General features: G+C 62.5%; 21 protein-coding genes. 6 read left to right on the top strand and 15 right to left on the bottom strand.

Annotation, left to right across the window (positions count from 1 at the left end):
* Positions 1-83: 83 nt before the first annotated feature.
* Both B5E41_RS06085 and B5E41_RS06080 read right to left on the bottom strand, forming a co-directional pair.
* Complete coding sequence (locus B5E41_RS06085; RefSeq protein WP_088392025.1) at positions 84-593, bottom strand: GrpB family protein; 510 nt, start codon at positions 591-593, stop codon at positions 84-86.
* Between the two features lie 36 nt (positions 594-629).
* Positions 630-1,556 (bottom strand): LysR family transcriptional regulator, encoded by a 927-nt coding sequence (locus B5E41_RS06080; protein ID WP_088391865.1) that lies wholly within the window; start codon positions 1,554-1,556, stop codon positions 630-632.
* 94 nt (positions 1,557-1,650) lie between these two features.
* Here B5E41_RS06080 and B5E41_RS06075 point away from each other — a divergent pair, with 94 nt between their 5' ends.
* Positions 1,651-2,673, top strand: a complete 1,023-nt coding sequence (locus B5E41_RS06075; RefSeq protein WP_088392023.1) for an NAD-dependent epimerase/dehydratase family protein — start codon at positions 1,651-1,653, stop codon at positions 2,671-2,673.
* On the opposite strand, the gene B5E41_RS06070 is transcribed toward B5E41_RS06075, so the two are convergent.
* The 6 genes from B5E41_RS06070 to trxB form a co-directional block, all read right to left on the bottom strand.
* Positions 2,670-3,470, bottom strand: coding sequence for an aminoglycoside phosphotransferase family protein (locus B5E41_RS06070; protein ID WP_088391863.1), 801 nt, complete (start codon positions 3,468-3,470; stop codon positions 2,670-2,672). The two genes, B5E41_RS06075 and B5E41_RS06070, sit on opposite strands and share 4 nt — an antisense overlap.
* A gap of 486 nt (positions 3,471-3,956) precedes the next feature.
* The gene (locus B5E41_RS06065) at positions 3,957-5,081 is read right to left on the bottom strand and encodes an alkene reductase (protein ID WP_064810921.1); all 1,125 of its coding nucleotides are present in this window, start codon (positions 5,079-5,081) and stop codon (positions 3,957-3,959) included.
* A 25-nt stretch (positions 5,082-5,106) separates the two neighbouring features.
* Positions 5,107-6,273 carry an MFS transporter gene (locus B5E41_RS06060; RefSeq protein WP_088391861.1) on the bottom strand — a complete coding sequence of 389 codons (1,167 nt, stop codon included), beginning with the start codon at positions 6,271-6,273 and terminating at the stop codon, positions 5,107-5,109.
* Positions 6,273-6,566, bottom strand: coding sequence for an ArsR/SmtB family transcription factor (locus B5E41_RS06055; RefSeq protein WP_064804001.1), 294 nt, complete (start codon positions 6,564-6,566; stop codon positions 6,273-6,275). The genes B5E41_RS06060 and B5E41_RS06055 overlap by 1 nt, the downstream gene beginning before the upstream one ends.
* A gap of 554 nt (positions 6,567-7,120) precedes the next feature.
* The gene (locus B5E41_RS06050; RefSeq protein WP_064803999.1) at positions 7,121-8,017 is read right to left on the bottom strand and encodes a LysR family transcriptional regulator VtlR; all 897 of its coding nucleotides are present in this window, start codon (positions 8,015-8,017) and stop codon (positions 7,121-7,123) included.
* Positions 8,018-8,039: 22 nt separating this feature from the next.
* Positions 8,040-9,014, bottom strand: coding sequence for a thioredoxin-disulfide reductase (trxB, locus tag B5E41_RS06045; protein ID WP_088391859.1), 975 nt, complete (start codon positions 9,012-9,014; stop codon positions 8,040-8,042).
* Between the two features lie 231 nt (positions 9,015-9,245).
* Here trxB and B5E41_RS06040 point away from each other — a divergent pair, with 231 nt between their 5' ends.
* On the top strand, positions 9,246-9,713 hold the full coding sequence (locus B5E41_RS06040; RefSeq protein WP_009992419.1) for an Lrp/AsnC family transcriptional regulator: 468 nt from the start codon (positions 9,246-9,248) through the stop codon (positions 9,711-9,713).
* Between the two features lie 6 nt (positions 9,714-9,719).
* Here B5E41_RS06040 and B5E41_RS06035 read toward each other — a convergent pair whose 3' ends face one another.
* Together B5E41_RS06035 and B5E41_RS06030 are read right to left on the bottom strand one after the other, a co-directional pair.
* Complete coding sequence (locus tag B5E41_RS06035; RefSeq protein WP_088391857.1) at positions 9,720-11,066, bottom strand: sigma-54-dependent transcriptional regulator; 1,347 nt, start codon at positions 11,064-11,066, stop codon at positions 9,720-9,722.
* 4 nt (positions 11,067-11,070) lie between these two features.
* Positions 11,071-12,945, bottom strand: a complete 1,875-nt coding sequence (locus B5E41_RS06030; RefSeq protein ID WP_088391855.1) for a sensor histidine kinase — start codon at positions 12,943-12,945, stop codon at positions 11,071-11,073.
* A gap of 225 nt (positions 12,946-13,170) precedes the next feature.
* On the opposite strand from B5E41_RS06030, the gene B5E41_RS06025 reads away from it, so the two are divergent.
* Positions 13,171-14,505 (top strand): dicarboxylate/amino acid:cation symporter, encoded by a 1,335-nt coding sequence (locus tag B5E41_RS06025; RefSeq protein WP_088391853.1) that lies wholly within the window; start codon positions 13,171-13,173, stop codon positions 14,503-14,505.
* A gap of 217 nt (positions 14,506-14,722) precedes the next feature.
* Here B5E41_RS06025 and B5E41_RS06020 read toward each other — a convergent pair whose 3' ends face one another.
* A complete protein-coding gene (locus tag B5E41_RS06020; protein WP_088391851.1) occupies positions 14,723-15,781 on the bottom strand; it encodes a glycosyltransferase family 4 protein in 1,059 nt (352 codons plus the stop codon).
* Between the two features lie 26 nt (positions 15,782-15,807).
* Positions 15,808-16,284: a transcription elongation factor GreA gene (gene greA, locus B5E41_RS06015; RefSeq protein ID WP_004672775.1), complete on the bottom strand. Its 477-nt coding sequence runs from the start codon at positions 16,282-16,284 to the stop codon at positions 15,808-15,810.
* Positions 16,285-16,550: 266 nt separating this feature from the next.
* On the opposite strand from greA, the gene B5E41_RS06010 reads away from it, so the two are divergent.
* On the top strand, positions 16,551-17,783 hold the full coding sequence (locus tag B5E41_RS06010) for a putative DNA modification/repair radical SAM protein (protein WP_088391849.1): 1,233 nt from the start codon (positions 16,551-16,553) through the stop codon (positions 17,781-17,783).
* Positions 17,783-19,237 carry a UdgX family uracil-DNA binding protein gene (locus B5E41_RS06005; protein WP_088391847.1) on the top strand — a complete coding sequence of 485 codons (1,455 nt, stop codon included), beginning with the start codon at positions 17,783-17,785 and terminating at the stop codon, positions 19,235-19,237. Before B5E41_RS06010 ends, B5E41_RS06005 begins: the two co-directional genes overlap by 1 nt.
* Before the next feature lie 55 nt (positions 19,238-19,292).
* On the opposite strand, the gene carB is transcribed toward B5E41_RS06005, so the two are convergent.
* Entirely contained in the window at positions 19,293-22,781 is a 3,489-nt protein-coding gene (gene carB / locus B5E41_RS06000; RefSeq protein ID WP_088391845.1) for a carbamoyl-phosphate synthase large subunit, read from the bottom strand.
* A gap of 170 nt (positions 22,782-22,951) precedes the next feature.
* Entirely contained in the window at positions 22,952-23,980 is a 1,029-nt protein-coding gene (locus B5E41_RS05995) for a zinc-dependent alcohol dehydrogenase family protein (RefSeq protein WP_088392021.1), read from the bottom strand.
* A gap of 234 nt (positions 23,981-24,214) precedes the next feature.
* Between B5E41_RS05995 and ypfJ the strand changes: the two genes are divergently transcribed.
* Positions 24,215-25,135 (top strand): KPN_02809 family neutral zinc metallopeptidase, encoded by a 921-nt coding sequence (ypfJ, locus tag B5E41_RS05990; protein WP_088391843.1) that lies wholly within the window; start codon positions 24,215-24,217, stop codon positions 25,133-25,135.
* A gap of 163 nt (positions 25,136-25,298) precedes the next feature.
* On the opposite strand, the gene B5E41_RS05985 is transcribed toward ypfJ, so the two are convergent.
* Positions 25,299-26,291, bottom strand: a complete 993-nt coding sequence (locus B5E41_RS05985; RefSeq protein WP_088391841.1) for an aldo/keto reductase — start codon at positions 26,289-26,291, stop codon at positions 25,299-25,301.
* Between the last annotated feature and the right edge of the window lie 134 nt (positions 26,292-26,425).

Below are 26,425 nucleotides of genomic sequence, written 5' to 3'. Positions count from 1 at the left end.
TCAGATTCGCTCGCTGCGCTTTAGGTCCTCGTGTTTGCGCATGCCGTTATCGCAAACTGGCGCACGCTTTTGCGCGAGATGCTCTATCCCTTCAATGCCCGCGTGACGATCGTGTCGACAAATTCGCGCTTCTCAGCGGTATAGCGATCGCCGTCCATCCTGAATTCGGCTGCCAGCCTGCGTTTCAGCGCGGCATAATCGGCCGCCGCCTCCGGATGCGCGATGAGATAATCCCGGAAAGCCAGCCTGTTTCGATGCGTACCGTTGCCGGCCGGGCAAAGGTAGACTCGTTCGGCCGGCACCGAACCTCTCGACAAGAATGCCCAAACCTCGTCGTCATAGCGGTTGCCGCGCGGCTCGTAGTCTTGCGAGAGAAGTACCTGTGTCGCACTCTCGATATGCTCGAGAGCGGGAAGAACGATGTCGATATCGATGAGCGGCTTGGCGGTCATATCAGGTATGGCGGTGCTGCCGACGTGATCGATGGTGAGCGCCTGCGGCAGCAAGGCCAGCAGCTTGGCTTGGATGCGCTGGAAAGCATCCGGCCATACCCTGTCATAGCTCACGAGTTCAACCGGCTTGTGCATCGTCATCTCCATAGGATGCTGTGAGATTGCACATGATTCTCATCAAAAATCGATCTCGATTTCCGCTTGCGCGCCTGTGGAATGACGATGGTAAGTCCGGAGCCCCTGGACCAGCGCGTCGAACGTGGCGCGGCAGCGCGGTGAGGTCTTCAGGCTTTCGTGCATGACCACCCATGTACCGAGCGGAATCTCGAACGCATCGGCAAGGACATGCACGAGGTCGGGGTTTTCTCGGGCCAGTCCGATCTGGCAGAAGCCGATGCCAACGCCGGCGCGGATTGCAGAGAGCTGGGCAAGATTGCTGTCGGTCCTGTAGGAGAATTTGATGCCTTCGGACGCGGGATAGCGCTTCATCACCATGCGAACGTAGGCCGTCTGCCGGTCGAAGCCGATGAGCCGGTGGTTGGCGAGGTCCGCCATGGCTTGCGGAGTGCCGTGCCGTTCGAGATAGCGGCGGTGGGCGTGGAAGCCGATCGGGATGTCGCCGATGCGGCGCACGATGAGAGCATCCTGCTGCGGCTCGGCCATGCGTACGGCGATATCGGCCTCGCGGTTTACCAGATCTTCGATGGTATCGGATGCCGAGAGCTCGATTTGGAGTTCGGGATAGACTTCCTGCAAGGGCCCGAAAATCCGAGGCAGGATCTCGACGGCGACGACCTCGCTGGCGCTGACCCTTACCGTTCCGGCTACCCTCTCGCGCTCGCCGGATGCGGTGCGCAAAAGGGCGGCGGCGGTTGCCGCCAGCGTTTCGGCATAGGGTTTCAGCGCCTGTGCGGCGTCGGTCGGGACGAGGCCGTTCGGCGACCGGATGAAGAGCTCGGCGCCGATCGCCTGTTCCAGAGCATCGACATGGCGGCCGATCGTCGGCTGGGTCAGCCCCAGTTCGCGCGCAGCGGCCGAAAGCGAGCCCTGCTGGAGCACGGTCACGAAACTGCGGTAGAAATCCCAGCTTGGCTCGAGCGTCATATGTTTTTGTATAGCCGGTCTACCTATTTCGTCAATTTTGTTTATCTGAAAGCAGGAGCATAGTCATCTCATGCAATTGAAGGAGATCATTGCGATGAATGGAGAGACGAAGATCACGGCACTGGTTCTCGGCGCGACCGGCGGTATCGGCGGCGCGATCGCCCGCAGGCTTCGGGCCCGTGGCTGGCGCATCCGGGCGCTCAACCGTGATGCCGCCAAGGCGTCGAAGAACGAGCCGGCATTCGAATGGCTGCAGGGCGATGCGATGAATGCCGGCGACGTGCTGAAGGCGGCTGAAGGTGTTGGCCTGATTGTCCACGCGGTCAATCCGCCCGGCTATCGCGATTGGGAAAGGCTTGTGCTGCCGATGCTCGACAATACAATCGCTGCCGCTCGCGTCGCCGGGGCGCGGATCGTGCTGCCGGGCAACGTCTATAATTTCGGTCCCGATGCCCTGCAGTCGCCGACGGAGGAAAGCCCGCAGCATCCCCTTACAAAGAAGGGAGCGATCCGCGTCGAGATGGAGAAGCGGCTGAAGGCGGCATCGCAATCCGGCACCGGCGCGATCGTCGTCAGGGCTGGCGATTTCTTCGGTCCGGGCGCAACGGCCAATAGCTGGTTCTCATCGGGGTTGGTGACGCCGGGCAAGCCGGTCGGCACCATTAAGAATCTGGGACGGCGCGGCATCGGCCATCAGTGGACCTATCTGCCCGACATGGCGGAAACCATCACCCGGCTCATCGAGCGGGCCGATCAGCTGCCGCCCTTCGCCGTCTATCATATGGATGGCTTCTGGGATGCAGATGGCATGCAGATGGCAGAAGCGATCAAGCGTGTCGCCGGCGGCAAGGCGAAAATCGGGCGGTTTCCCTGGTGGATCGTGCCGCTCGCCGCGCCTTTCGTTCCGTTGATGCGGGAGATCAACGAGATGCGCTATCTCTGGAAAGTGCCGCTCAGGATGAACAACGCCAAGCTTGTCGCCGAACTTGGCGAGGAGCCGCAGACGCCGATCGACGAGGCGGTCAGAGCCTCACTGGTGGCTCTCGGCTGCCTGCCCGAGGCGCATCGTGACACCGCGGCCGCCTTTATCGGGCATACGCTGCAGAAGGCGCCTTAGACCGCCAGCTCGGCCAGCGCGATCCGCGCGACCGTCAAGGCCGTTTCCGCCTGTTCGATATTGGGGTCGCCGAGAAACCAGGCGGCGGAAAGGCCAGAATAAGCGGCGATCCATTGCAGCAGCCGCTGCGGCTCCAGCCCCGCCTCCGCAGAGACGATGGCGAGCTGGCGGCGGAAGCGGGCGGGGTCGGTGATGGTCGGCAATTCCTCGTTGGCGAAGATATTGGCGAAATCGAAACCGCGCTCGCCGTGGAGCCGTTTCGGATCGATCGCTAGCCAGCCGCGCTCCTCGAAATCGAGAATGTTGCCGTGGTGGATGTCGCCATGGAGGACGGAGAGATCGCGCGGATCGGCAAGGAGGGCTTTGGCGATCGCCGAGCAATCGGCAAGCGTGCCGCCATGTTTGCCGGCGGCCGGTTCGAGATCGCGGAACCAGCGGGTGAGGGGAATGGGATCGGGGGGTGGTCTTTCGCGCGGCGCATGCAGCCGCGCTGCGGTGCGGCAGAGAATGCGGCTCGCTTCGTCGTCTTCTCCATCCGTCGCCATGGCAAGCAGGGAGCGTTTCCCGGTTGCCCTTTCCAGCAATACGGCGTCGCCTTCGTGTGCATAGACATGAGCCGCGCCGTCGCCGTCCCACCATTGCATCAACAGCGCGCCGTATCGTTCGTCGATATCGGTCGCCACTTTCAGCATGGCGGGTCTCTCCTGCCAGAGGACCGGCAGCAGGCGGCTGGAATGGGTGATGATGGGCTCGCCGTCCGACATGAGCGACCAGCGATCGAGATAGGGTGCAAACATGACATCCTATATAGAGATATTGAACGCACAAATCCCACCTCTCAGTGGGATTTCTGTATTTGTCGACAAAGTCTCCTCCGTCATGCCACGCCTTGTGCCACGGTGTCCGGTTCCGGAGATCGGCGAAACCAGCCCCTCATCCGCCTGCCGGCACCTTCTTCCCGTAAACGGGGCGAAGGGGATTTGCCGCGACCTCTCCCTCCCATCCGCCTCTCGGAATGGCACGTCCCCTCTCCCCGTCAGAACGGGGAGAGGGTTAGGGTGGGGGCATTTTCCGACGCGAACCGGACGGCAGTTGCTTTGTGCCGAGCATCTGACGACTGCAATTGCCTGACCAGGAAAACATCTATTTTTTCAGTAGCTTAATTGGGCCGGCACAGATCCCCGGCACCAGGCCAAGGATGATGTCGCGGGGTTTGCGGTGGTTTTCGGCCAGCCTGAGACATCCCGCCGAGAGGCGAGATTTCTTGATGTGCGCCTGAAACCTCAGGCGACCTTTTCGAGAGTGGGATAGTCGAGATAGCCCTTGGCGGTGCCGCCGTAGAAGGTCGACTGGTCGGGCGTGTTGAGCGGCAGGTTCTTTGCCAGTCGTTCGACGAGATCGGGATTGGCGATGAAGGGTTTGCCGAAAGCGACCAGATCGGCGCGGCCGCTTTCGGCGGCGTCGATCGCGAGATCGCGGTCATAGCCGTTATTGACCATCCAGTTCGCCTTGCCGCCGGCTTTTTCATAGGCCTGGCGCAGCGCTCTGTAATCGAAGGAGGGGTTGTCGCCCTGCTTGTAGTCGCGCTCGCCGCCGGTCTGGCCTTCGATGACGTGGATATAGGCGAGGCCGTATCTTGCCAGCCCCTCGATGACATGGGTGAAGGTCGCCTGCGGATTGGAATCATAGCTTTCGCCCGACGGCGTCACCGGCGAGATGCGGATTGCGGTACGGCCTGCGCCGATTTCCCTCACCACGGCATCGACGACCTCGAAGGTCAGGCGGGCGCGGTTCTCGATCGAGCCGCCATATTGGTCGGTGCGGTCGTTGACGCCGTCACGGATGAACTGATCGAGCAGATAACCATTGGCGCCATGGATCTCGACACCGTCGAAGCCGGCATCGATGGCGGCGCGGGCTGCCTTGCGGTAATCCTCGATGATGCCGGGGACCTCGGCGGTTTCGAGCGCGCGGGGCTCGGAGGTATCGGCAAAGCTGCCGCTGCCGTCGGCATTGACCAGATAGGTCTTGGCCTTGGCGATGCGATTAGTCGAGGAGACCGGCTTGCCGCCGTCCGGCTGCAGCGTCGTGTGCGAGATGCGGCCGACATGCCACATCTGGACGACGATCTTGCCGCCGGCTGCGTGGACGGCGTCGGTGACGCGCTTCCAGCCGGCGAGTGCTTCCTTGCTGTAGAGGCCGGGCACGTCGGCATAACCCTGGCCCTGATGGGTGATTGCGGTCGCTTCGGTGATGATCAGGCCCGCCGTGGCGCGCTGGCGGTAATATTCGACATTGAGGTCGTTGGGAATCGCGCCCGGCGAGCGGTTGCGGGTAAGCGGCGCCATAACGATGCGGTTCTTGACGGAGATATCGCCAACCTTGGTGGGTTCGAAAAGCTTTGCCATGATGGTCCTTTCTTTTGCGGGAGGATCACTCTGCGGGGGCAAGCGCAGCCCGGCCCCTGGCGGAGAGATAGGTGAGCGCCGTCGCACCCAGGCCGACCAGGGCCATCAGGGCTGCGGCGAGCGGAACGCGGGTGAGATCGAAGCCGGCATCGATTACCAGGCCGCCCGCCCAAGCGCCGAATGCATTGCCGGTGTTGAAGGCGCCGATATTGATCGTCGAAACGAGGTTCGGCGCATCTTTGCCGAAGCCGACGACGCCGACCTGGAGCGCCGGCACGGCGGCAAAGCTTGCGGTCGCCCAGAGGAAGAGGGTGATCTCAGCCGGGATGAAGAAGCGGCTCGTATAACTAAAGGCAAGCGAGGTGACGGCGATCGCGGCGAAGACGCCGGCAAGTGTTACGCCGAGCCGCCAATCGGCAAGCTTGCCGCCGATGAGATTGCCGACGGTCAGGCCGAGGCCGATCAGGAACAGCGTCCAGGTGACGCCTTCCGGCGAAACGCCGGTGACATCACGCAGGAGCGGCGCGATATAGGTGAAGAGGGCGAACATCGAGGCAGCGAAGAAGACGGTGGTCGAAAGCGCCAGCCAGAGGCCGCCATTCCTGAGTGCCGCGATCTCGCGCAGGATGCTGCCGTTTTCCTGTTTCTTGTCCTTCGGCAGGATGGCGATCAGTCCAAGAATGGTGACGATGCCGATGACGGTGACGACGCCGAAGGTGGCGCGCCAGCCATAGGCCTGGCCGATCGCGGTGCCGAGCGGCACGCCGAGGACGTTGGCAAGGGTGAGGCCGGTGAACATCAGCGCGACGGCGCGGGCCTTGCGGTCTTCCGCAACCAGTCCGGCGGCGACGACCGAGCCGATGCCGAAGAAGGCGCCGTGGCAGAGAGCGGTCACGACGCGGGCGATCATCAGCACCCAATAATCGCTCGCCAGAGCGGAAAGCAGGTTGCCGGCGATGAAGAAGGCCATCAGCGCAATCAGCGCCGTGCGCCGTTTCAATTTAGCGGTCGAGACTGCCATGACGGGCGCGCCGATCGCGACTGCCAGCGCGTAACCAGTTACCAGCCATCCGGCCTGTGGGATCGTCACCGAGAGATCGGTGGCGACCTCCGGCAGCAGACCCATGATGACGAATTCGGTCGTGCCTATCGCAAAGGAGCTCAAGGCGAGGACGAGAAGGGCGAGGGGCATTAAAGATCCTGTGTCAGCTGCTTGAGGAAAGCGGCGATCGTTTCTTCGTTGCGCTTGTAGAAGATCCACTGGCCGACGCGTTTGGTGGTGACGAGACCGGCGCGGTGCAGCGTTCCGAGATGGGCGGAAACCGTCGATTGGGATAGGCCGCAGCGCTCGAATTGGCTGGCGCAGACGCCCATTTCGAAGGGATGCTCCTGCGTGGGGAAATGTTCCTCGGGATTCTTCAGCCAGCTCAGAATGTCCATCCGGGTGGGGTGGGCGAGTGCCTTGATGATTTCGTCTTTATCCATCGCGGTCGGTCGATCCATAAATCGAATTTTCTCGATATATGGTTCGACGCATGCCGATATGCAAATCACGGAGACGTGAGGCGGCGGCTTTTGGCGCGTGAGTAAATTTTGGGCAAAAAAAGAGGGCCACCGGAAAACCAGGGCCCTTTGAATTGTGAAGGTCAATAACCTCCAGAGGGGAACAGCTAATGCGGTGGAACTGGGAGAGAAACCACGAAATGCATCAGCTGGGTTGGATATGGTGCTTCCTTAGGCAGGTTTCAATGCTTTTTTGTGCATACCTGTTATGCGCCGCACAATTTTTTTGCGGCGCGGCATATTCCTAAGCTGCAAGGCAAAAAAAAGAGGGCCGCTGGAAAACCAGGGCCCTTATAAGTGTGAAGGTTCAAAAACCTCCAGAGGGGAACAGCTAATGCGGTGGAACTGGGAGGAAAAGCCACCATGTGCATCAGCTATGTGCGATATGGTGGTTTAATGGGCAAACGGCAACCCTCATTTGTGCATGCCAGTCATGCGCCCAATGCATAGTATGGAAATCATTCCATAAATCTGGCTTAAAAATTCCAGTTTCTGGCCTTGCTGACGATGAAATCACGGAAAGCCTTCAGCTTGGCCGCATTCTTGATTTCGTCGGGATAACAGAAATACGTGTCGAAAGACGGTACGTCGGCATTGATCGGCAGCTGAATAAGGCCGGGGTCGCGCCCGACGATATAGTCCGGCAGGCAGGCGACACCGATTCCGAGCAGGCAGGCGCGCTTGATCGAGGTCTGGCTGTTGATCTGCAGATGCGGGATGCGCTTGTTGTCCGAGGAGCGGCCGGCGACCTCAAGCCAGTTGACGTCGAGCAGGTAGCTCGGCGCCGGCTCGCCGAAGGTGATGATGTGGTGATTGTCGAGATCCTCGATCTTCTGCGGCTCGCCATGGCGATTGATGTAGGAGGGCGCCGCATAAACGTGCATATGCACGGTGAAGAGTTTGCGCTGAATGAGGTCGGACTGCTGCGGCTGGCGCAGACGGATCGCGCAGTCGGCATGACGCATGTTCACATCCACTTCCTCATTGTCGAGGATCAGCTGGATCTGAACGTCTGGGTAGAGCTGCAGGAATTCCTGGATCTTGTCGGTTAGCCAGCCCTGGCCGAGACCGACCGTTGTCGTGACGCGCAGCTTGCCGGACGGCGTTTCCGTCGTCTCGGTCAACTGCATCTTCACGGTTTCGAGCTTCAGCAGCACGTCATGAGCGGTGCGATAGAGCAGTTCGCCCTGTTCCGTCAGAATCAGGCCGCGCGCATGGCGGTGAAACAGCTTGGTGCCGACATCCTGCTCGAGCGCGCTCACCTGGCGGCTGATGGCGGATTGGGACAGATGCAGCTTATCCGCCGCATGCGTGAAAGAACCCGCCTCGGCCGCCGCGTGGAAAATACGCAGCTTGTCCCAATCCAGTGGCATTCCCCCGCCTCTCATGCCGATCTTACTCCGCGGCCACGGCGACGGGCATGTGACCCGTCAGATATCGCTCGGCTTCGAGCGCTGCCATGCAGCCCATGCCGGCGGCGGTGACGGCCTGACGGAATGTGTCGTCGGTCACGTCGCCGGCGGCATAAACACCCTCAAGGCTGGTCGCGGTCGAATCCGGCGCGGTCCAGAGATAGCCGTTGTCCTTCAGCTTCAGCTTGTCCTTGAAGAGTTCGGTTGCCGGCGCATGGCCGATGGCGACGAAGACGCCGTCGATCGGCATCTCGGTGATCGCACCGGTCCTGACGTCGCGCAGGCGGGCGCCGGTGACGGATTGCGGCATCGGGGGCTTGGCCGGCGTGCCGGTTATTTCGGCCACTTCGGTGTTCCACAGCACCTTGACGTTTTCCTTGGCGAACAAACGTTCCTGCAGGATTTTCTCGGCGCGGAAAGTGTCGCGGCGATGTACCAATGTCACCGACTTGGCAATGTTGGAGAGATACAGCGCCTCTTCGACGGCGCTGTTGCCGCCGCCGACGACGATCACGTCCTTGTTGCGATAGAAGAAACCGTCGCAGGTGGCACAGGCCGAAACGCCGAAGCCCTGGAAATGCTGTTCGCTTTCGATGCCGAGCCACTTGGCCTTGGCGCCGGTGGCAATGATCAGCGTATCGGCGGTCCAGACCTGGCCGCTGTCGGTGCGGGCGACGAACGGCCGCTGGTTCATGTCGACCTCGGTCACGAGGTCGTTGACGATCTCGGCGCCGACATGTTTTGCCTGCTGCAGCATCTGGTCCATCAGCCAGGGACCTTGGATCGGATCGGCAAAGCCCGGATAGTTCTCGACATCGGTGGTGATCATCAGCTGGCCGCCCTGTTCGAGGCCGGCGATCAGAACCGGCTTCAGCATGGCGCGCGCGGCGTAGACCGCGGCAGTATAGCCGGCGGGTCCGGAACCGATGATGAGCACCTTCGTGTGGCGGGCGGGCATGTCATTTCCTTTCGACTGGCAGGAGGGCGGCGGCTAAAAGGCGATTGCGGCCGTTTCGCGGTCCATGCGCCATTTATGAACGTCCAATGCTTTTATTCAAGGGCAGCCTTGCGTTACCAACAAGGCAAATCACCCTGTTGTGCAAGAATCCGTCATCGGCTTGAAACTTTCTTGCGTATTCCGCAGCTTTATATAGAAGCTCGCCGCGGAGAATTAAAGAAAGGCCATGATGTGGGTCGCACCGAGCTCGATGTCATCGACATAAAGATCCTCCGGGAGCTGCAGGCCGACGGCCGCATGACCAATGTCGAACTCGCCGATCGCGTCGGTATTTCGGCGCCGCCCTGCCTGCGCCGGGTGCGCAAGCTCGAGGAAGCCGGCATCATCGAAGGCTATCACGCCATGCTGAACAGCCCGAAGCTCGGATTCGATCTGGTCGCCTTCTGCATGGTCGGGCTCAAACATCAGTCGGAAGGCAATCTCAAGGCGTTTGCCGCCGCCACCACCGAGTGGCCGTTGGTGCGCCAGGCCTGGATGGTTTCGGGCGACAGCGATTTCCTGCTGCATTGTGTGGCGGAAAACCTCACCCATTTCCAGGATTTCGTCATCGAGGTGCTGACGGCGAACGAACATGTCGATACCGTGCGCACCATGCTGACGATCCGGCAGGTGAAGAAGCTGGGACTGGTCGAAGTCTGAAACAGCCTATTTGCGCGAGGCATAGCCGCCCCGGTTGATGCCATGGCGTTGCAGCTTGTCGTAAAAGGTCTTTCTCGGAATGCCGAGCGCTTCGATGGTGCGGCGCACGTCGCCGTCATTGCTGGCGAGCGCGTCGCGGATGATTTCCGCCTCGTAGCGTTCCAGCCGTTCGGGCAGTGTGCCGCCGGTCGGTTGTGGGGGAAGGGACGGGGCGGCGGCGCCTTCGACGCCCAGCACCACGCGTTCGGCATAATGGGAGAGTTCGCGGACGTTGCCGGGCCAGGGATGCGAGGCGAGGTGGCGGCGAACCGCCTCCGAAAGCTGCGGCACGTCGCGGCGGAAGCGCTCGGCGGCGCGGGCGGCAAAGTGGGAAAACAGCAGCGGAATATCGTCGCGACGCTCCCTCAGCGGCGGAATCGAAATTGTCACGACATTCAGCCGGTAATAGAGGTCCTCGCGAAAATCGCCGCGCACCTCGGGGTCGCCAAGGTCGATCTTGGCGGCCGCTACGACGCGCAGGTCGACTGGGCGCACCTCGTTGGTGCCGAGCGGGGTTATTTCGCGCATCTCCAGCACCCGCAGCATCTTGACCTGCGTGGCGAGAGGCATGCTCTCGATCTCGTCGAGGAACAGCGTGCCGCCGCTTGCATGTTCGATGCGGCCGGTGCGGCGCTTCTGGGCGCCGGTAAAGGCGCCGGCTTCGTGACCGAACAGCTCGCTTTCGATGACGGTTTCGGGCAGCGCCCCGCAGTTCAGTGCCACGAAATTGCCGTTTCGGCGATGGCTCCACTGATGCAGGATCTGCGCCACCACTTCCTTGCCGCTGCCGGTCTCGCCGGCGACCAGCACGTCGACATCGGTATCGGCGATGTGGCGAAGGATCTTCCTGAGATTGTCCATGACCGGCGTCTGGCCGATCAGCGGCAAAGTCTCCTGTGCATCGTCGGCAGCCTTGCGCAGCATGCGGTTTTCCAGAACAAGCCGACGTTTCTCGCTGGCGCGGCGGACGCTCTGGACGAGCCGGTCGGCCGGGAAGGGTTTGGCGATGAAATCATAGGCGCCGTCCTGGATGGCCTGGACGGCCATCGGGATATCGCCGTGGCCGGTCATCAGGATGACGGGCAGGTCGGCATCCATGTCTTTAAGCGTGGCGAACAGCTGCAGCCCGTCGATCTCGGGCATGCGGATATCGGTGACGACCGGGCCGGAAAAGTCGGCCGGCAGGTCGGCCAGCGCCGCTTTGGCGCCGTCATAGGCGGAAACGGAGAAGCCGGCGAGCTCCAGCGTCTGGGCCGTGGCGCGGCGCAGATCGCCGTCATCGTCGATCAAAGCAACGGGTATGGCCATGTCCATGATCTCAAGCCTTCCTCAGATGAACGATGAACCGGCTTCCCTCGCCATCGCTCTCGACCTCCATTCGGCCGCCGTAATCGCCGACGATATCCTTGGAGATGACAAGCCCGAGGCCGAGACCTTTTTCCTTCGAGGTGTTGAACGGCGTGAACAGGCCTTTGCGGATTTCAGGAGAAATGCCGGGGCCGTTGTCGGCAACCGTCAGCGTCACCGTCTCCGCATCGGCCGATGTCCTGACCTCGACGCGCCCCTCTTCGGCCTTCGGCGCCACGGCCTCCAGGGCGTTCTGAAGCAGGTTGATGAGCACCTGCTCGAGGCGGATCCGGCTGCCCATGACCTGCAGCTCGGCCGGTGGCAGCGCGATATCGAGCGTATCCATGCGGCCGGCAAAGCGGCTGCGCAGCAGCATCACCGCCCCCTCGATGACGTCCTTCAAGCCTGTCGGCTCGGCGCCACCGCGGCCCTTGCGGGCGAAGGTCTTCAGTTCCTCGGTGATCGAGCCGATGCGCTCCGTCAGTGCGGCGATGTTTTCGAGATTTTGACCGGCGCGCGCCGTCTGGCCGCGGTCGAGGAAGGTGCGGGCATTGTCCGCATAGGCGCGGATGGTCGCCACCGGCTGGTTGATCTCATGGGCGACACCGGCGGCAACCTGCCCCAGGATCGCCAGCCGGTTGGCCTGCACCAGATCCTGCTGCACCGCCTGCAGCTTCTGCTCGGTGCTGCGATGGCCGGCGATCTCGGCCTGGAGGCGATCGCGCGCCTGGCTGAGATCCAGCGTCCGCTCGGCCACGCGATGTTCCAGTTCTTCGCGCGCCTGCTGCTCCCTGAAGATCCTGAGGGTGATCGTCTGGCGGCGCCGCAAGAGGAAGGCTGCCCCCGCCAGGAGCGGCAATAGCAAGAGCAGCGCCTGCATGCGCGTTTCGCGGACCGCCGCATCGACGGACGGCCCCAATGCAACAAGATGCTGCAGATGCCAGCCTGTCGCAGGGATCGGCATCCCGACATCGAGAAAGCTGGTCTTTCCGGCGCCGCCGGGCGTGACGATCTCGACGACAGCAAGCCTGTCGCCAAGGTGCCTGATGATATCGAGCGGCAGCGGCTGCAGCGGCGCGTCGCCGAATTGAAGGCTCTCGCGGATCGCGGTCAGCCGATCCTCGGCAATGCGGCCGATCGTCATGAATCGCCAGGAGGGAACGCTGGTGATGAGGACGATGCCGCGATCGTCGATGACGTAGGACGGGGCGCCCGAGGCATGCCAATCCGCCTCGACATCGTCGAATTCCACCTTGACGACGACGACGCCCAGGAGACCGTTGCTGCCTGATATCCGCTGCGAAATATAAAGACCGGGCTTCTTGCTGACGGTGCCGAGCGCGAAATGCTCGGCCTGCCCTTGAGCGACGGCGCCCCGAAAATACTCGCGGAAACGATAGTCGTTGCCGACGAAGCTCGTCGGTTCACGCCAGTTGCTGGCCGAAACCGCGATACCATCCTTGTCGATGACGTAGATGACGGCGGCCTTCGTACCGGCGGCCAGCGTCTCAAGCTTCCGGTTCAACTGCTCGAACGTGCCAGCGTCGCGTCCCGCCAGGGCGGCGGCGAGCGTGGTATCTTGCGACAGCACGAAGGGCAGCGCCCGGTATTTTTCGAGGACGGTGCGCAGCAGCGCCACGTTCATCCTCGCATCGGTGCGGGCCTGTTCCTCCAGGGCCGCTTCCGCCCGGCGCCGGCCGACCTCGCCACTCGCCAAGAGACCTCCGACGACGGCCGAAAGGGCGAGCACCACATAGGCCCACCACATCCGGCGAATGCGGTGGTGCAAGGGCAGGGAGGGCCAAAGCCTTTGCGAGACTGACAAGGACATGACGGATTTGTGCATTTTTCCGCACGGGACGCAAATGGATTTGTGTGGGTTTTCGCATTGTCAGGATCGGTTGTTGGCCCGTCAGAAATTTTTTCTGAGATGAAAACAACGGCTTATGCGGATGGCACGAAATTGGCACGGCGATTGCGAAGAACAGCGCAACAACGGCTGAGCTGTTGGAGTGAAGCGAACGGCTCGGGAGGCCGGAGTTCGTTCCGGGCGAGCCCTTAGGAGGATATCATGATCGCAGCACCATTGGATGCAGTCGCAGACAGCAAGGGCAGGAAGCCTTTTTATACTCATCTTTATGTTCAGGTTCTCGCCGCCATCGCGGCGGGTATCCTTCTCGGCCATTTCTATCCCGATCTCGGCACCCAGTTGAAGCCGCTCGGCGACGCCTTCATCAAGCTGGTTAAGATGGTCATAGCGCCGGTGATCTTTCTGACGGTCGCAACCGGCATTGCCGGCATGAGCGACCTGAAGAAGGTCGGCCGCGTCGCCGGCAAGGCGATGCTGTACTTCCTGACGTTCTCGACGCTGGCGCTGGTGATCGGCATGATCGTCGCCAATGTCGTGCAGCCCGGCGCCGGCATGAACATCGATCCGGCTTCGCTCGACCCGAAGGCCGTTGCCACCTTTGCCGATAAGGCGCATGAGCAGAGCATCGTCGGCTTCCTGACGAATATCATCCCGACGACGATCGTCGGCGCCTTTGCCGACGGCGATATTCTGCAGGTGCTGTTCTTCTCGGTGCTCTTCGGCATCGCGCTCGCCATGGTCGGCGAAAAGGGCGAGCAGGTCGTCAATTTCCTCAACGCCCTGACGGCTCCGGTCTTCAAGCTCGTCGCCATTCTGATGAAGGCTGCCCCGATCGGCGCCTTCGGCGCCATGGCCTTCACCATCGGCAAGTATGGCGTCGGATCGATCGCCAACCTCGCCATGCTGATCGGCACGTTCTACATCACGTCGCTGCTCTTCGTCTTCATCGTGCTCGGCGCGGTCGCCCGCTACAACGGCTTCTCGATCGTGGCGCTGCTGCGCTACATCAAGGAAGAGCTCTTGCTGGTGCTCGGCACTTCGTCCTCGGAAGCCGCCCTTCCGGGCCTGATGAACAAGATGGAAAAGGCCGGCTGCAAGCGCTCGGTCGTCGGCCTCGTCATTCCGACTGGCTATTCCTTCAACCTCGACGGTACCAACATCTACATGACGCTGGCAGCCCTCTTCATCGCCCAGGCAACCGGCATCAATCTCTCCTGGGGCGACCAGATCCTGCTGCTCCTGGTGGCGATGCTGAGCTCCAAGGGTGCCGCTGGCATCACCGGTGCCGGCTTCATCACCCTTGCCGCGACGCTCTCCGTCGTGCCCTCCGTGCCGGTCGCCGGCATGGCGCTCATCCTCGGCATCGACCGCTTCATGTCGGAGTGCCGCGCGCTGACCAACCTTGTCGGCAATGCGGTCGCGACGATCGTCGTGGCCCGTTGGGAAAACGAGCTGGATACGGCGCGGCTCGCTAGAGCGCTGGGCGGCCAGGCGGAAGAGGGCGCTGCGGCCGGCGGACTTCAGCCGGCGGAATAATAGCAGGCCGACCTGTTCGTCATTCTGAATATTTGCAGCGGCCCGTCATCCGACGGGCCGTTCGCTTGTCGATAGATCTCGTTCTCTATGCGACGTCATCCTCGGCCTTGTGCCGAGGATCTGCTGCCCTATCGACCCGAGGCAGATGCTCAGGACAAGCCCGAGCATGACGGAGGAGGGGTGGCCGTCCTTTTCAAGAGGCCGCTTCTCGCTCCGCTCAGCCGCGATTGCCGCCGAGAAGGCGATCGTAGACTGCGCCGATCGCGTTTGCTTCCTTCTCCAGCGCGAAATTCGCCCGGACATGACGCAACGCATTCTCGCCATGCGCGATCGCCAGCGCCGGATCTGCGATATAGGGCGCGATTGCCCGCGTCAGCGCCTCACCATCGCCGGCGGCCACCACCGAGCCAGTCTCGCCTTCGGCGATGAGCTCGGCATAGGCGCCCGCATCCGATGCCACCACGGCGGTCCGTGACGCCATGGCTTCGAGCGGCGTCAGGCCGAAGCCTTCGTTGCGGGAAGGGGCGACGTAAAGCGTCAGGCGGCGATACCAGACCTTGATGTCAGGCACTTCGCCGAGGAAAAGGATACGGTCGGCGAGGCCGGCGGCGGCGACATCGGCCTTGAGCTTTTCGCCAAAGCCCACGTGCTCCGCCGTCACGCGGCCGGAGACGACGGCCGTCCATTCGGGGTGCTGTGGCAAGAGTTCGATCATCGTCTGGACGAAGAGATCGGTGCCTTTCTGATGGCGAACGCGGCCGAAGCAGCCGACGAGATAACGGCCGGGCAGGCCGGTCGCAGCAATGCCGTCCTCGGCCGTTTCCGGCGGATGGAAGAGAGAAAGGTCGACGCCATGCTGGATGACGGTGTGCGGCACTTCGAGGAAGGAGCCGGAACGGTCGCTGGTTGCGATCACCGCGTCCATGCGGCGGATCAGCCATTTCGTATAGGCGGTGTGGCGGCGTTGCGCGGCCGAGGTGAAGATGAGCTTCAACGGCATGCGAAAGAAATGGCGAAGCAGGATGCCGGCGGCCATCTCATTGTTGCGCCGGGCGTGCCAGACGCGATGGCGCCGGCGCGCCGGCTTGCGCCACAGACCAGGGAGCTGTGACCACCCCAGTTTCGGCAGGCCTTCCGGCAGGCCGGGGCCGAGGGTCACGATCCGGATGCCGAGCCGGATCTGGCATGGGATCAGCTGGACGATGGTCGACGTGACGCCGGAGAGCCGGCGCTTGAAATTGGGCGCGATGATCTCGACGTCACGAATGTCCGGCAAGGATGGATCTCATGTCTGGCGGGCGATCAGCCCCAGGAAACCTGGAGGATTTCGTAGGCCTTCGAGCCGCCGGGTGCGTTGACCTCGATGGAATCGCCGACTTCCTTGCCGATCAGCGCACGGGCGATCGGGGAGGAGATGGAGATGCGGCCGGCCTTGACGTCGGCTTCCTGGTCGCCGACGATCTGATAGGTCTTTTCTTCCTCGGTGTCCTCGTCGACGAGCTTCACCTTGGCGCCGAACTTGATCTTGTCGCCCGACATCTTCGTCAGGTCGATGACCTCGGCGCGCGCCGTCAGGTCTTCCAGCTCGGTGATGCGGCCTTCATTGTGGCTCTGGGCTTCCTTGGCGGCGTGGTATTCGGCGTTTTCGGAAAGGTCGCCATGAGCACGGGCTTCGGCGATCGCCTCGATGATTCGCGGGCGCTCCTCCTGCTGACGCCAGCGCAGCTCTTCCTGCAGCTTGACGAAACCACCCTGTGTCATCGGTACCTTATCAACCATTTTTCTGTCCTTCACTCCTTGTGGCCGCCCGCCTTACGTCAGCACAGTCAGGCACACACAAAAGAAAACAGGTCCCGAAGGGAACTTCGGAACCGTGCCACAATCCTAGTCGCGTGCTTATAGCAGATCGCCACGGCTGATTTCCAGAAAATTCGCATAAATGAAACGCAACCCGCTGATCCATCGGGTGAAGTGCCCCAAAACGGGGCAGAGGCGGCGGCGGCGGGATTTGACTTTAGGCCATGGAACATATAGAGAACATTCTAATGAAGAAGTCGCTAACCGAACGCTTGGCCATCCTGTCAGATGCCGCGAAATACGATGCTTCCTGTGCCTCCAGCGGCACTGTGAACCGCGATTCGAGCACAAGCGGCGGACTGGGTTCGACAGAGGGTTCCGGCATCTGTCATGCCTATGCTCCGGATGGGCGGTGCATTTCGCTTCTGAAGATCCTGCTCACCAATTTCTGCATCTACGACTGCGCCTATTGTGTCAATCGCTCCTCCAGCAATGTCGAGCGGGCGCGCTTCACGGCGGAGGAGGTTGTCTGGCTGACGCTGGAATTCTACCGCCGCAACTATATCGAAGGCCTGTTCCTGTCGTCCGGCATCATCCGCTCTTCCGATTACACGATGGAGGAGATGGTCCGTATCGTCCGCGAGCTGCGTGTAACGCATCATTTCCGCGGCTATATCCATCTCAAAGCAATCCCGGCGGCATCGCCGCGTCTGATCGAGGAGGCGGGGCTTCATGCTGACAGGCTGTCGCTCAATATCGAGCTGCCGACCGACAGCGGCATCACCCGCTTCGCACCGGAAAAGAAGCCGGCCAATATCCGGCGATCGATGAAGGATCTCAGGCTGAAGATTGAAGCGGCCGGCGAACCGACGCTTAAGACCGGGAAACGCCAGCGTTTCGTCCCGGCCGGCCAGAGCACGCAGATGATCGTCGGGGCGGATGGGGCGAACGACGCGACCATCCTTGCGAGCAGCGGCCGGCTCTACAGCAGCTATGGCCTGCGGCGTGTCTATTATTCGGCCTTCAGCCCGATCCCCGATGCTTCGAAGAACCTGCCGCTGATCAAGCCGCCGCTGATGCGCGAGCATCGGCTTTACCAAGCCGACTGGCTCTATCGGTTCTACGGTTTCGGCATCGACGAGATCACCGCAAACCAGGCGGGCGGCATGCTCGATCTCAATCTCGATCCGAAACTTGCCTGGGCGCTTGCCAACCGGGCTGAATTTCCCGTCGACATCAACAAAGCCGAGCGCGAGCGGTTATTGCGCGTGCCCGGTCTCGGCACCAAGACGGTGAAGGCCATCGTTTCGGCGCGCCGTTTTCGCCGGCTCCGGCTCGACGATCTCTTGCGGCTCGGAGTTTCGATCAAGAAGGTCAAAGCCTTCATCTCAGCGGAAGGCTGGTCGCCCCGCCGGCTGATCGACCGCCCGGACCTGCGCGCCATGTTCGAGCCGCAGCCTGAACAATTGTCGTTGCTGTGATGCGCCGGGTCGTGCTTGCGGGACGGGGAGAGCTTGGCGAATGGCGCGATGCCGCACGCGCCCTGGCGGCCGCCGGCATCTTGCCCGAGGAGATCGACTGGCGCGAAAAAAGCAACGAGGCCGATCTTTCGTTTCAACGTGACGCCATGCCGCCGGAGCCTGCGACATCACGCAAGCCAATGACGGTGCCGCCCGCCTTCATTGAGCTTGCGGAGACGGTTCTTTGCCATTCCGATCCGGCGCGGTTTTCCCTGCTTTACCGCCTGCTCTGGCGGCTGCAACTGGACCGGCAGCTGCTTGAAGTCTCTTCCGATGAGGATATCGTGCGGGCCAGGCTGATGGCGAAGAACGTTCAGCGTGACGCGCACAAGATGACGGCCTTCGTCCGTTTCAAGGAGGTCGGCGCGGTATCGGCAGGTCGTCGGAAATTCCTCGCCTGGTTCGAGCCGGACCATCATATCGTCAGGCGCACGGCTCCCTTTTTCCAACGCCGTTTCACCGACATGGACTGGCTGATTGCCACGCCCAAGGGCTCGGCGGCCTGGAACGGGGAGCGCCTGACGATTGCCGACGAGCCATGCGAAAGGCTCAATCTCAGCGATGCCACGGACGAACTCTGGCGCACCTACTATGCCAGCATCTTCAACCCGGCGCGATTGAAGGTGAAGGCGATGCAGGCGGAGATGCCGAAGAAATACTGGAAGAACCTGCCGGAAGCCGATCTCATTCCCGGCTTGATCGCATCGGCCGAGAGCAAGGTGCGCGACATGGCGGCGCGGGAAGCGACGCAATCGCTGCCTTTTCACGACCGCTTGCAGCAGGCCGCGCGAAATTTTCCCGCAGAACCGGAGGCTCCGGTGGGCACACTCGAAGCACTGCGCGCGGAGGCTGCGGTCTGCACGCGCTGTCCCCTTCACGCCAATGCGACCCAGACGGTATTCGGAGACGGGCCGGGCGATGCGGAGGTGATGTTTGTCGGCGAGCAGCCGGGCGACCAGGAGGATATTGCCGGCCGCCCCTTCGTCGGTCCGGCCGGCCGGTTGCTCGACCAGGTGATAGCAGAGGCGGGTATCGACCGCTCAAGGCTCTATGTCACCAATGCCGTCAAGCATTTCAAATATGAGCCGCGCGGCAAGCGCCGCATCCACCAGAAGCCCAATATGGGCGAGGTGAAGCATTGCCGCTGGTGGCTCGGTCTGGAAATGGAACTGGTCAAGCCGAAGCTGATCGTCGCCATGGGGGCGACGGCGCTTGCGGCGCTGACCGATGTGAAGCAGCGTCTCCAGGATATCAGGGGAAGAGCGATGGCGATCGAAGGCGGGCGGACGCTGTTCGTGACAGTGCATCCGTCCTATCTGCTGCGTATTCCCGACGAGCGGCTGAAGGCGGAGGAAATGGTACGGTTTCGCGAGGACATGCTGGAAATTCAGCGGCTTATGACGGAAGTCGGATAAACCGATTCCGGTCAAGGTCGCGCCACCGCCCGTCCGGCGGTAGCGCTGCCCTGTCTCAGGCGAAGTAGCTTTGCAGCGGCCGTACTTCGAGATTGCCTGCCTTCAGCGCCTTGATCGCCTGGGCGGCGGCTTCGGCGCCGGCCATCGTCGTGTAATAGGGCACCTTCTGCATCAGCGTCGCGCGGCGCAGCGACTTGGAGTCCGAGATCGCCTTGTTGCCGTCGGTGGTGTTGATGACGAGCTGGACCTGGCGGTTGCGGATCGCATCCTCGATATGCGGACGGCCTTCGAGCACCTTGTTGATCTTGGTGGCGGTGATGCCGTTTTCGCCGAGAAAACGGGCGGTGCCGCCGGTCGCCAGCACCTTGAAGCCCTGTTCGACCAGGATGCGGATCGCCGGCAGCACGCGCGGCTTGTCCTCGTCGCGCACGGAGACGAAGACCGTGCCGTCACGCGGCAGTTCGACGCCAGCGCCGAGCTGCGACTTGGCGAAGGCCAGCGCAAAATCCGTGTCGAGGCCGATCACTTCGCCGGTCGAGCGCATTTCGGGCCCGAGCAGCGTATCGACGCCGGGGAAGCGGGCGAAGGGGAAGACGGCTTCCTTGACGGCGATGTGCGTGAGCTTGCGCGGATCGGGCTTCGTGCCGTAGGCGGCAAAGGTCGCATCGAGTTTCTCGCCGGCCATGACGCGGGCAGCGATTTTGGCGATCGGCGCGCCGATGGTCTTGGCGACGAAAGGCACGGTGCGCGAAGCGCGGGGGTTGACTTCGAGCACGTAGACGGTGCCGTCCTTGATGGCGAACTGGACGTTCATCAGGCCGCCGACATTAAGCGCCTTGGCCATCGCCTTTGCCTGACGCTCCAGCTCGTCGAGCAGTTCGACGGGCAGCGAGCGCGGCGGCAGCGAACAGGCGCTGTCGCCGGAGTGGATGCCGGCTTCCTCGATATGCTCCATGATGCCGGCGACGTAGACATCGGTGCCGTCGGAGAGGCAGTCGACGTCAACCTCGATGGCGTGCGTGAGATAGCTGTCGAAGAGCAGCGGGTTCTTGCCCAGCAGGGTGTTGATCTGGCCGGTCTTGTCGTTGGGATAACGCTGCTTGATGTCTTCGGGCACCAGTTCCGGCACCGTGTCGAGCAGATAGGTCTGCAGCTGGCCTTCCGAATGCAGGATCTGCATGGCGCGGCCGCCGAGCACGTAGGACGGGCGCACGACCAGCGGGAAGCCGATTTCGGCGGCGACGAGGCGGGCTTGCTCGACCGAATAAGCGATGCCGTTGTTCGGCTGGTTGAGATCAAGCTTCATCAGCAGCTTCTGGAAGCGGTCGCGGTCTTCGGCGAGATCGATCGCATCAGGCGCGGTGCCGAGGATCGGGATGCCGTTCTTTTCCAGCGCCTCGGCAAGCTTCAGCGGCGTCTGGCCGCCGAACTGGACGATGACGCCGACGACTTCGCCCTCTTCCTGCTCGGCGCGCAGGATCTCGATCACGTCTTCCGCCGTCAGCGGCTCGAAATAGAGGCGGTCCGAGGTGTCGTAGTCGGTCGAGACGGTTTCCGGGTTGCAGTTGATCATGATCGCTTCATAGCCCGCATCCTTCAGCGCGAAAGCGGCGTGGCAGCAGCAATAGTCGAACTCGATGCCCTGGCCGATGCGGTTCGGACCGCCGCCGAGGATGACAACCTTCTTGCGGTCGGAGACCTGCGCTTCCGAGCGGGCGACGCCGACGAAGGGCGTTTCATAGGTCGAATACATGTAGGCGGTCGGCGAGGCGAATTCGGCCGCGCAGGTATCGATGCGCTTGAAAACCGGGCGGACGTTCAGGCCGTTGCGGAGCTCAGCGACTTCCTTCGGGCGCTTGCCGGTCAGCGTCGCCAGACGCGCGTCGGAGAAGCCCATGGCCTTCAGCATGCGCAGGTTCGTTGCATCATTCGGCAGCCCATGCTCGCGGATGCGGGCTTCCATGTCGACGATGTTCTTCAGCTCGGCAATGAACCAGGGATCGATCTTGCAGCCCTCATGTACCTCTTCGATGCTGAGGCCCTGGCGCAGCGCCTGGGCGACCATGCGCAGGCGGTCCGGTGTCGGCGTGCCGATGGCGGCGCGGATGGCGTTCTGGCTGGATTCGCCTTCCTCGAAATCGGGGATCTCGATTTCGTCGAGGCCGGTGAGGCCGGTTTCCAGGCCGCGCAGCGCCTTCTGCAGCGATTCGGCGAAGGTGCGGCCGATCGCCATGACTTCGCCGACCGACTTCATCGCGGTGGTCAGCACCGGCGAGGCGCCGGGGAATTTCTCGAAGGCAAAACGCGGGATCTTGGTGACGACATAATCGATCGACGGTTCGAAGGAGGCAGGTGTGGCGCCGCCGGTGATGTCGTTTTCCAGTTCGTCGAGCGTATAGCCGATGGCGAGCTTGGCGGCGACCTTGGCGATCGGGAAGCCGGTGGCCTTGGACGCCAGTGCCGAAGAGCGCGACACACGCGGGTTCATTTCGATGACGACGAGGCGGCCGTCTTTCGGATTGACCGCGAACTGGACGTTTGAGCCGCCGGTCTCGACGCCGATCTCGCGCAGCACCGCGATCGAGGCGTTGCGCATGATCTGGTATTCCTTGTCGGTCAGCGTCAGCGCCGGGGCGACGGTGATGGAATCGCCGGTATGAACGCCCATCGGATCGATGTTCTCGATCGAGCAGATGATGATGCAGTTATCCGCCTTGTCGCGGACGACCTCCATCTCATACTCCTTCCAGCCGAGCACGGATTCTTCGATCAGCACTTCGGTGGTCGGCGAGGCATCGAGGCCGCCGCTGACGATCTCGAAGAATTCCGAGCGGTTGTAGGCAATGCCGCCGCCGGTGCCGCCGAGCGTGAAGGAGGGGCGGATGATGGCGGGCAGTCCAACATGGTCGAGCGCCTGGGCGGCGACCGCCATGGCGTGGTTCAAATAACGCTGCTTGCGGTCGCTCTCGCCGAGGTTCCACTGGTTTTCCAGCTCGTCCAATGCCTTGTCGAGGTCGGAACCGGAAAGGCTTTCGCGCAGCTTGCTGCGCTCGGCCTCGTGCGTCTTGCGGTCGAGATCCTTGATGTCGGTGGCGTTCGCCAGCATCGAGCGCGGCGTTTCCAGGCCGATGCGGGCCATCGCCTCGCGGAACAGCGCGCGGTCTTCGGCCATGTCGATGGCCGCCGGCTTGGCGCCGATCATCTCGACATTGTAGCGGTCGAGCACGCCCATGCGCTTCAGCGACAACGCAGTGTTTAGCGCCGTCTGGCCGCCCATGGTCGGCAGCAGCGCATCCGGGCGCTCCTTGGCGATGATCTTGGCGACCACCTCGGGGGTGATTGGCTCGACGTAAGTGGCGTCGGCCAAGCCCGGATCGGTCATGATCGTCGCCGGGTTGGAGTTGACGAGGATGACGCGGTAGCCTTCCTCTTTCAGCGCCTTGCAGGCCTGGGTGCCGGAATAATCGAACTCGCAAGCCTGGCCAATGACGATCGGTCCCGCGCCGATGATGAGGATCGATTTGATGTCTTGGCGCTTCGGCATGGGCGATATCCATTTTCTGGCTGCGCAGAAAACCGGCCAGGGTGGGAGATCACCGGGTCGGTTGCGCATGCTGGGTCTTTTCAGGCTAGAAGCGGCTTATAGGCAAATGTATTTGCAAACGGAACCCCATAAATCACGGAATCGACAGGAATCCGAACCGGCGCGAACGGCTATTCCCGTCCGGGGATGACGAGCGCCCGGATTTCGCCGCCGCGCGCCGGATTGATGATCGCGTCCGGGGCTTCTGCGAGCCCGATCCTGCGGGAGATCAACGGCTCGACCTTGATCCTGCCGGTGGCAATCAGATCGGCGGCGCGGCCATGGGTGAAAGGGTTGACGAAGGAGCTTATCAGCCGGACTTCGCGAAACAGCAGGTCAAAGGGCTCGATCTCGATCTTTGCCCCCTGCGGCATGACGCCGAGAATGACGGCGCTGCCGCCGCGGCGGGCAAGCCGCGGCGCCTGCTGCACGGTGTCAGTGACGCCGGCGCATTCGAAGACGACGTCGGCGCCGCCGGGCAGCAGTCCGTCCGCGTCGGTGAGACGGGCAATGATATCGCCGTCGCCCGGATCCGCTGTTGCCGTGGCGCCGAGGCTTTCGGCCAGCCGGCGTTTTCCATCGCTCCGCGTCACTAGCACGACGCGAGTCGCGCCGGCGAGCGTGGCCAGCTGGAGGGTGAGCAGACCGATCACGCCGCCGCCGAGCACGATGACTGAGGCGCCGGCGTGCAATCCGGCGAGATCGACGCCGTGAATGCAGCAGGCGAGCGGCTCGCAGAAGGCGCCGTGGAGCGGGTCAAGATCGGCCGGCAGCGCGAAGGCCTGGCTTTGCGGCATGCAGACATAATCCGCGAAGCCGCCGTCGCGGTGAATGCCGATCGCCCGGAGGTTCCGGCAGAGATTAACACGGCCGCGCCGACATTCCTCGCAGCTGCCGCAGGAAATGTTCGGATCGCCGGTCACGCGCATGCCGGGGCGGAAATCGGTCACACCCGGTCCGACCGTCTCGACGATGCCGGCGAATTCATGGCCGAGCGTCACCGGCGGCTTCGACGGAAATTCGCCGTGGAAGATATGGCGGTCGGTGCCGCAGATGCCACAGGCCTCGATTCGGACGAGCAGTTCACCCGGGCCTGGCACCGGCTTTTCCACTTCGCAAAGCTGCAACTGTCCTGTCGCTTGCAGACGCACCGCCTTCATCGTCATCCCCTCCGGCATTCTCCTCTTCTATCAGGAAGAGCGAAAGCAGGAGTCGCGTCAAGCGGTTGACGCATCTTCTTTACGTGGGAGATGCATGTCGAGGCATGGCTGCGGCAGACCTAGCGAGCCTTTCAACCGCCTTTTTGCATGCGGATGAAGCCGCTGGAATTCCTCCCGCCGGCGGTTATATAAACTCCTTAAGTGCAAGCACGGGCATTGCCGGGGAGAACGAAAATGGAATGGAGAGGCCGGCGTCAGTCCGACAATATCGAGGATCGCCGCGGCGAGCCGAGCAGCGGCGGGTTCGGCCGCGGCGGCGGCTTCAACTTTCCCTCGGGTGGCGGCGTTCGCCGCGCCGGCGGCGGCTTGAGCATCGGCACGATCATCTTCCTCGTCGTCATCTATTTCATCTTCAAGATGATGGGCATTGACCTGCTGCAGGTGCTCGACACCGGCAGCATGACGAGCGGCCCCGGCTACGAGCAGAGCGAATCCGAAGGCACGCGCACGCCAGCCAGTGACGAAATGACCGCCTTCATGCGCACCGTGCTCGCCGAGACCGAAGATACGTGGAACGGGATCTTTCAGTCGCAGGGTCGGACCTACGAGGAGCCGCGCCTCGTGCTGTTCTCGGGCGCGACGGCATCGGCCTGCGGCTCGGCATCGGCAGCGACCGGACCGTTCTACTGCCCCGGCGATCATAAGGTCTATCTCGACACGGATTTCTTCCAGGAGCTGTCCGATCGCTTCGGCGCATCGGGCGATTTCGCCGAAGCCTATGTCGTCGCCCACGAGGTCGGCCACCACGTGCAGAACCTGCTCGGCATCCTGCCGCAGTTCAACAAGGCTCGCCAGGGGATGAGCGAGGAGCGTGCTAATGAGATGTCGGTGCGCATCGAGTTGCAGGCCGACTGCTTCGCCGGCATCTGGGGCAAATATACCCAGCAGAAGGGCATATTGGAGGCCGGCGACCTGGAGGAGGCGCTGAATGCGGCGCAGCAGATCGGCGACGATACGCTGCAGAAGCGGACGCAGGGTTACGTCGTGCCCGAGAGTTTCAACCACGGTACTTCTGCGCAGCGCGTCCGATGGTTCAAGCGCGGGTTCGACAGCGGACAGCTAACGGCTTGCAATACGTTGTCGGGGCCGGTTTGAGGTTGCAAAGGTTTGCGGGTGTCGCCCCCTCATCCGACCCTTCGGGCCACCTTCTCCCCGAAGGGAGAAGGGGACTTGCCGCGACGTCTCGATTCCCTCTTCTCCCCCGCGGGCGGATGAGGGGGCTGCACGGCAGGACGCTTCCGCCTTTCAATCCACCCTGTTACTTCTCACTGTCCATATGCTGGAGCATATGCTCCGGATAACGCCCGCCGGCCGCCGCGTCCTTCGGCACGGCGCGTTCGATCGCGGCGAAATCCTCCGGCGACAGGTCGACGGCGCGTGAACCGAAGGCCTCGGTCAGTCGGTCGCGGCGACGGGCGCCGATGAGGGGGACGATATCCTTGCCCTTGGCGGCGACCCAGGCGATGGCGATCTGGGCGACGGAGACACTTTTTGCCTGGGCGATCTCGCGCAGCTTTTCCACCAGCGCGAGATTCTGATCGATATTGCCTTCCTGAAAGCGCGGGCTGTCGGTGCGGAAGTCGCCGGCGGCCGCCTGGCCCTTCTGCCAATGGCCACTGATCAGGCCACGCGAGAGCACGCCGTAAGCGGTGATCGAGATGCCGAGTTCACGTGTCGTCGGCAGGATCTTCTCTTCGATGCCGCGCGAGATCAGCGAATATTCGATCTGAAGGTCGACGATCGGGGCGGTGGCGGCGGCGCGGCGGATCGTGTCGGCGCCGACTTCCGACAGACCGATATGTCTGACGTAGCCTGATTTGACCAGATCGGCGATGGCGCCGACGGTGTCCTCGATCGGCACATTCGGATCCAGGCGGGCAGGGCGGTAGATGTCGATATAGTCGACGCCGAGGCGCTGCAGCGTGTAGGCGAGGAAGTTCTTCACAGCCGCCGGGCGGGCATCGATGCCGCTCCATCCGCCTGCAGGATCGCGCAGCGCGCCGAACTTGACGCTGATGACGGCGTCTTCGCGCCTGCGGCCCTTCAATGCCTCGCCGATCATCATTTCATTGTGGCCCATGCCGTAGAAATCGCCGGTGTCGAGCAAATTGATGCCGGCATCGAGCGCGGCATGGATTGTCGCAATGCTCTCGGCGCGGTCGGCCGGACCATACATGCCCGACATGCCCATGCAGCCGAGGCCGATGGCCGAGACATCGGGTCCGGTCTGTCCCAAACGATAGATCTGCATCGTCTTCTCCTTTATTGCGCCGTGCGGCGTGATCGGGCATCCGCGCCGAGCGCCGCTGTCGAGGCTGTTCTACCGTCTTCGCATCCGGGCGATAATCGGACGAAGTGGAACAGGCTGTGCGGGGAAATGCACAA

It is taken from the genome of Rhizobium esperanzae, from assembly GCF_002204185.1.
GTDB lineage: Bacteria > Pseudomonadota > Alphaproteobacteria > Rhizobiales > Rhizobiaceae > Rhizobium > Rhizobium esperanzae.
This window is presented reverse-complemented; position numbering and strand designations above follow the sequence as displayed.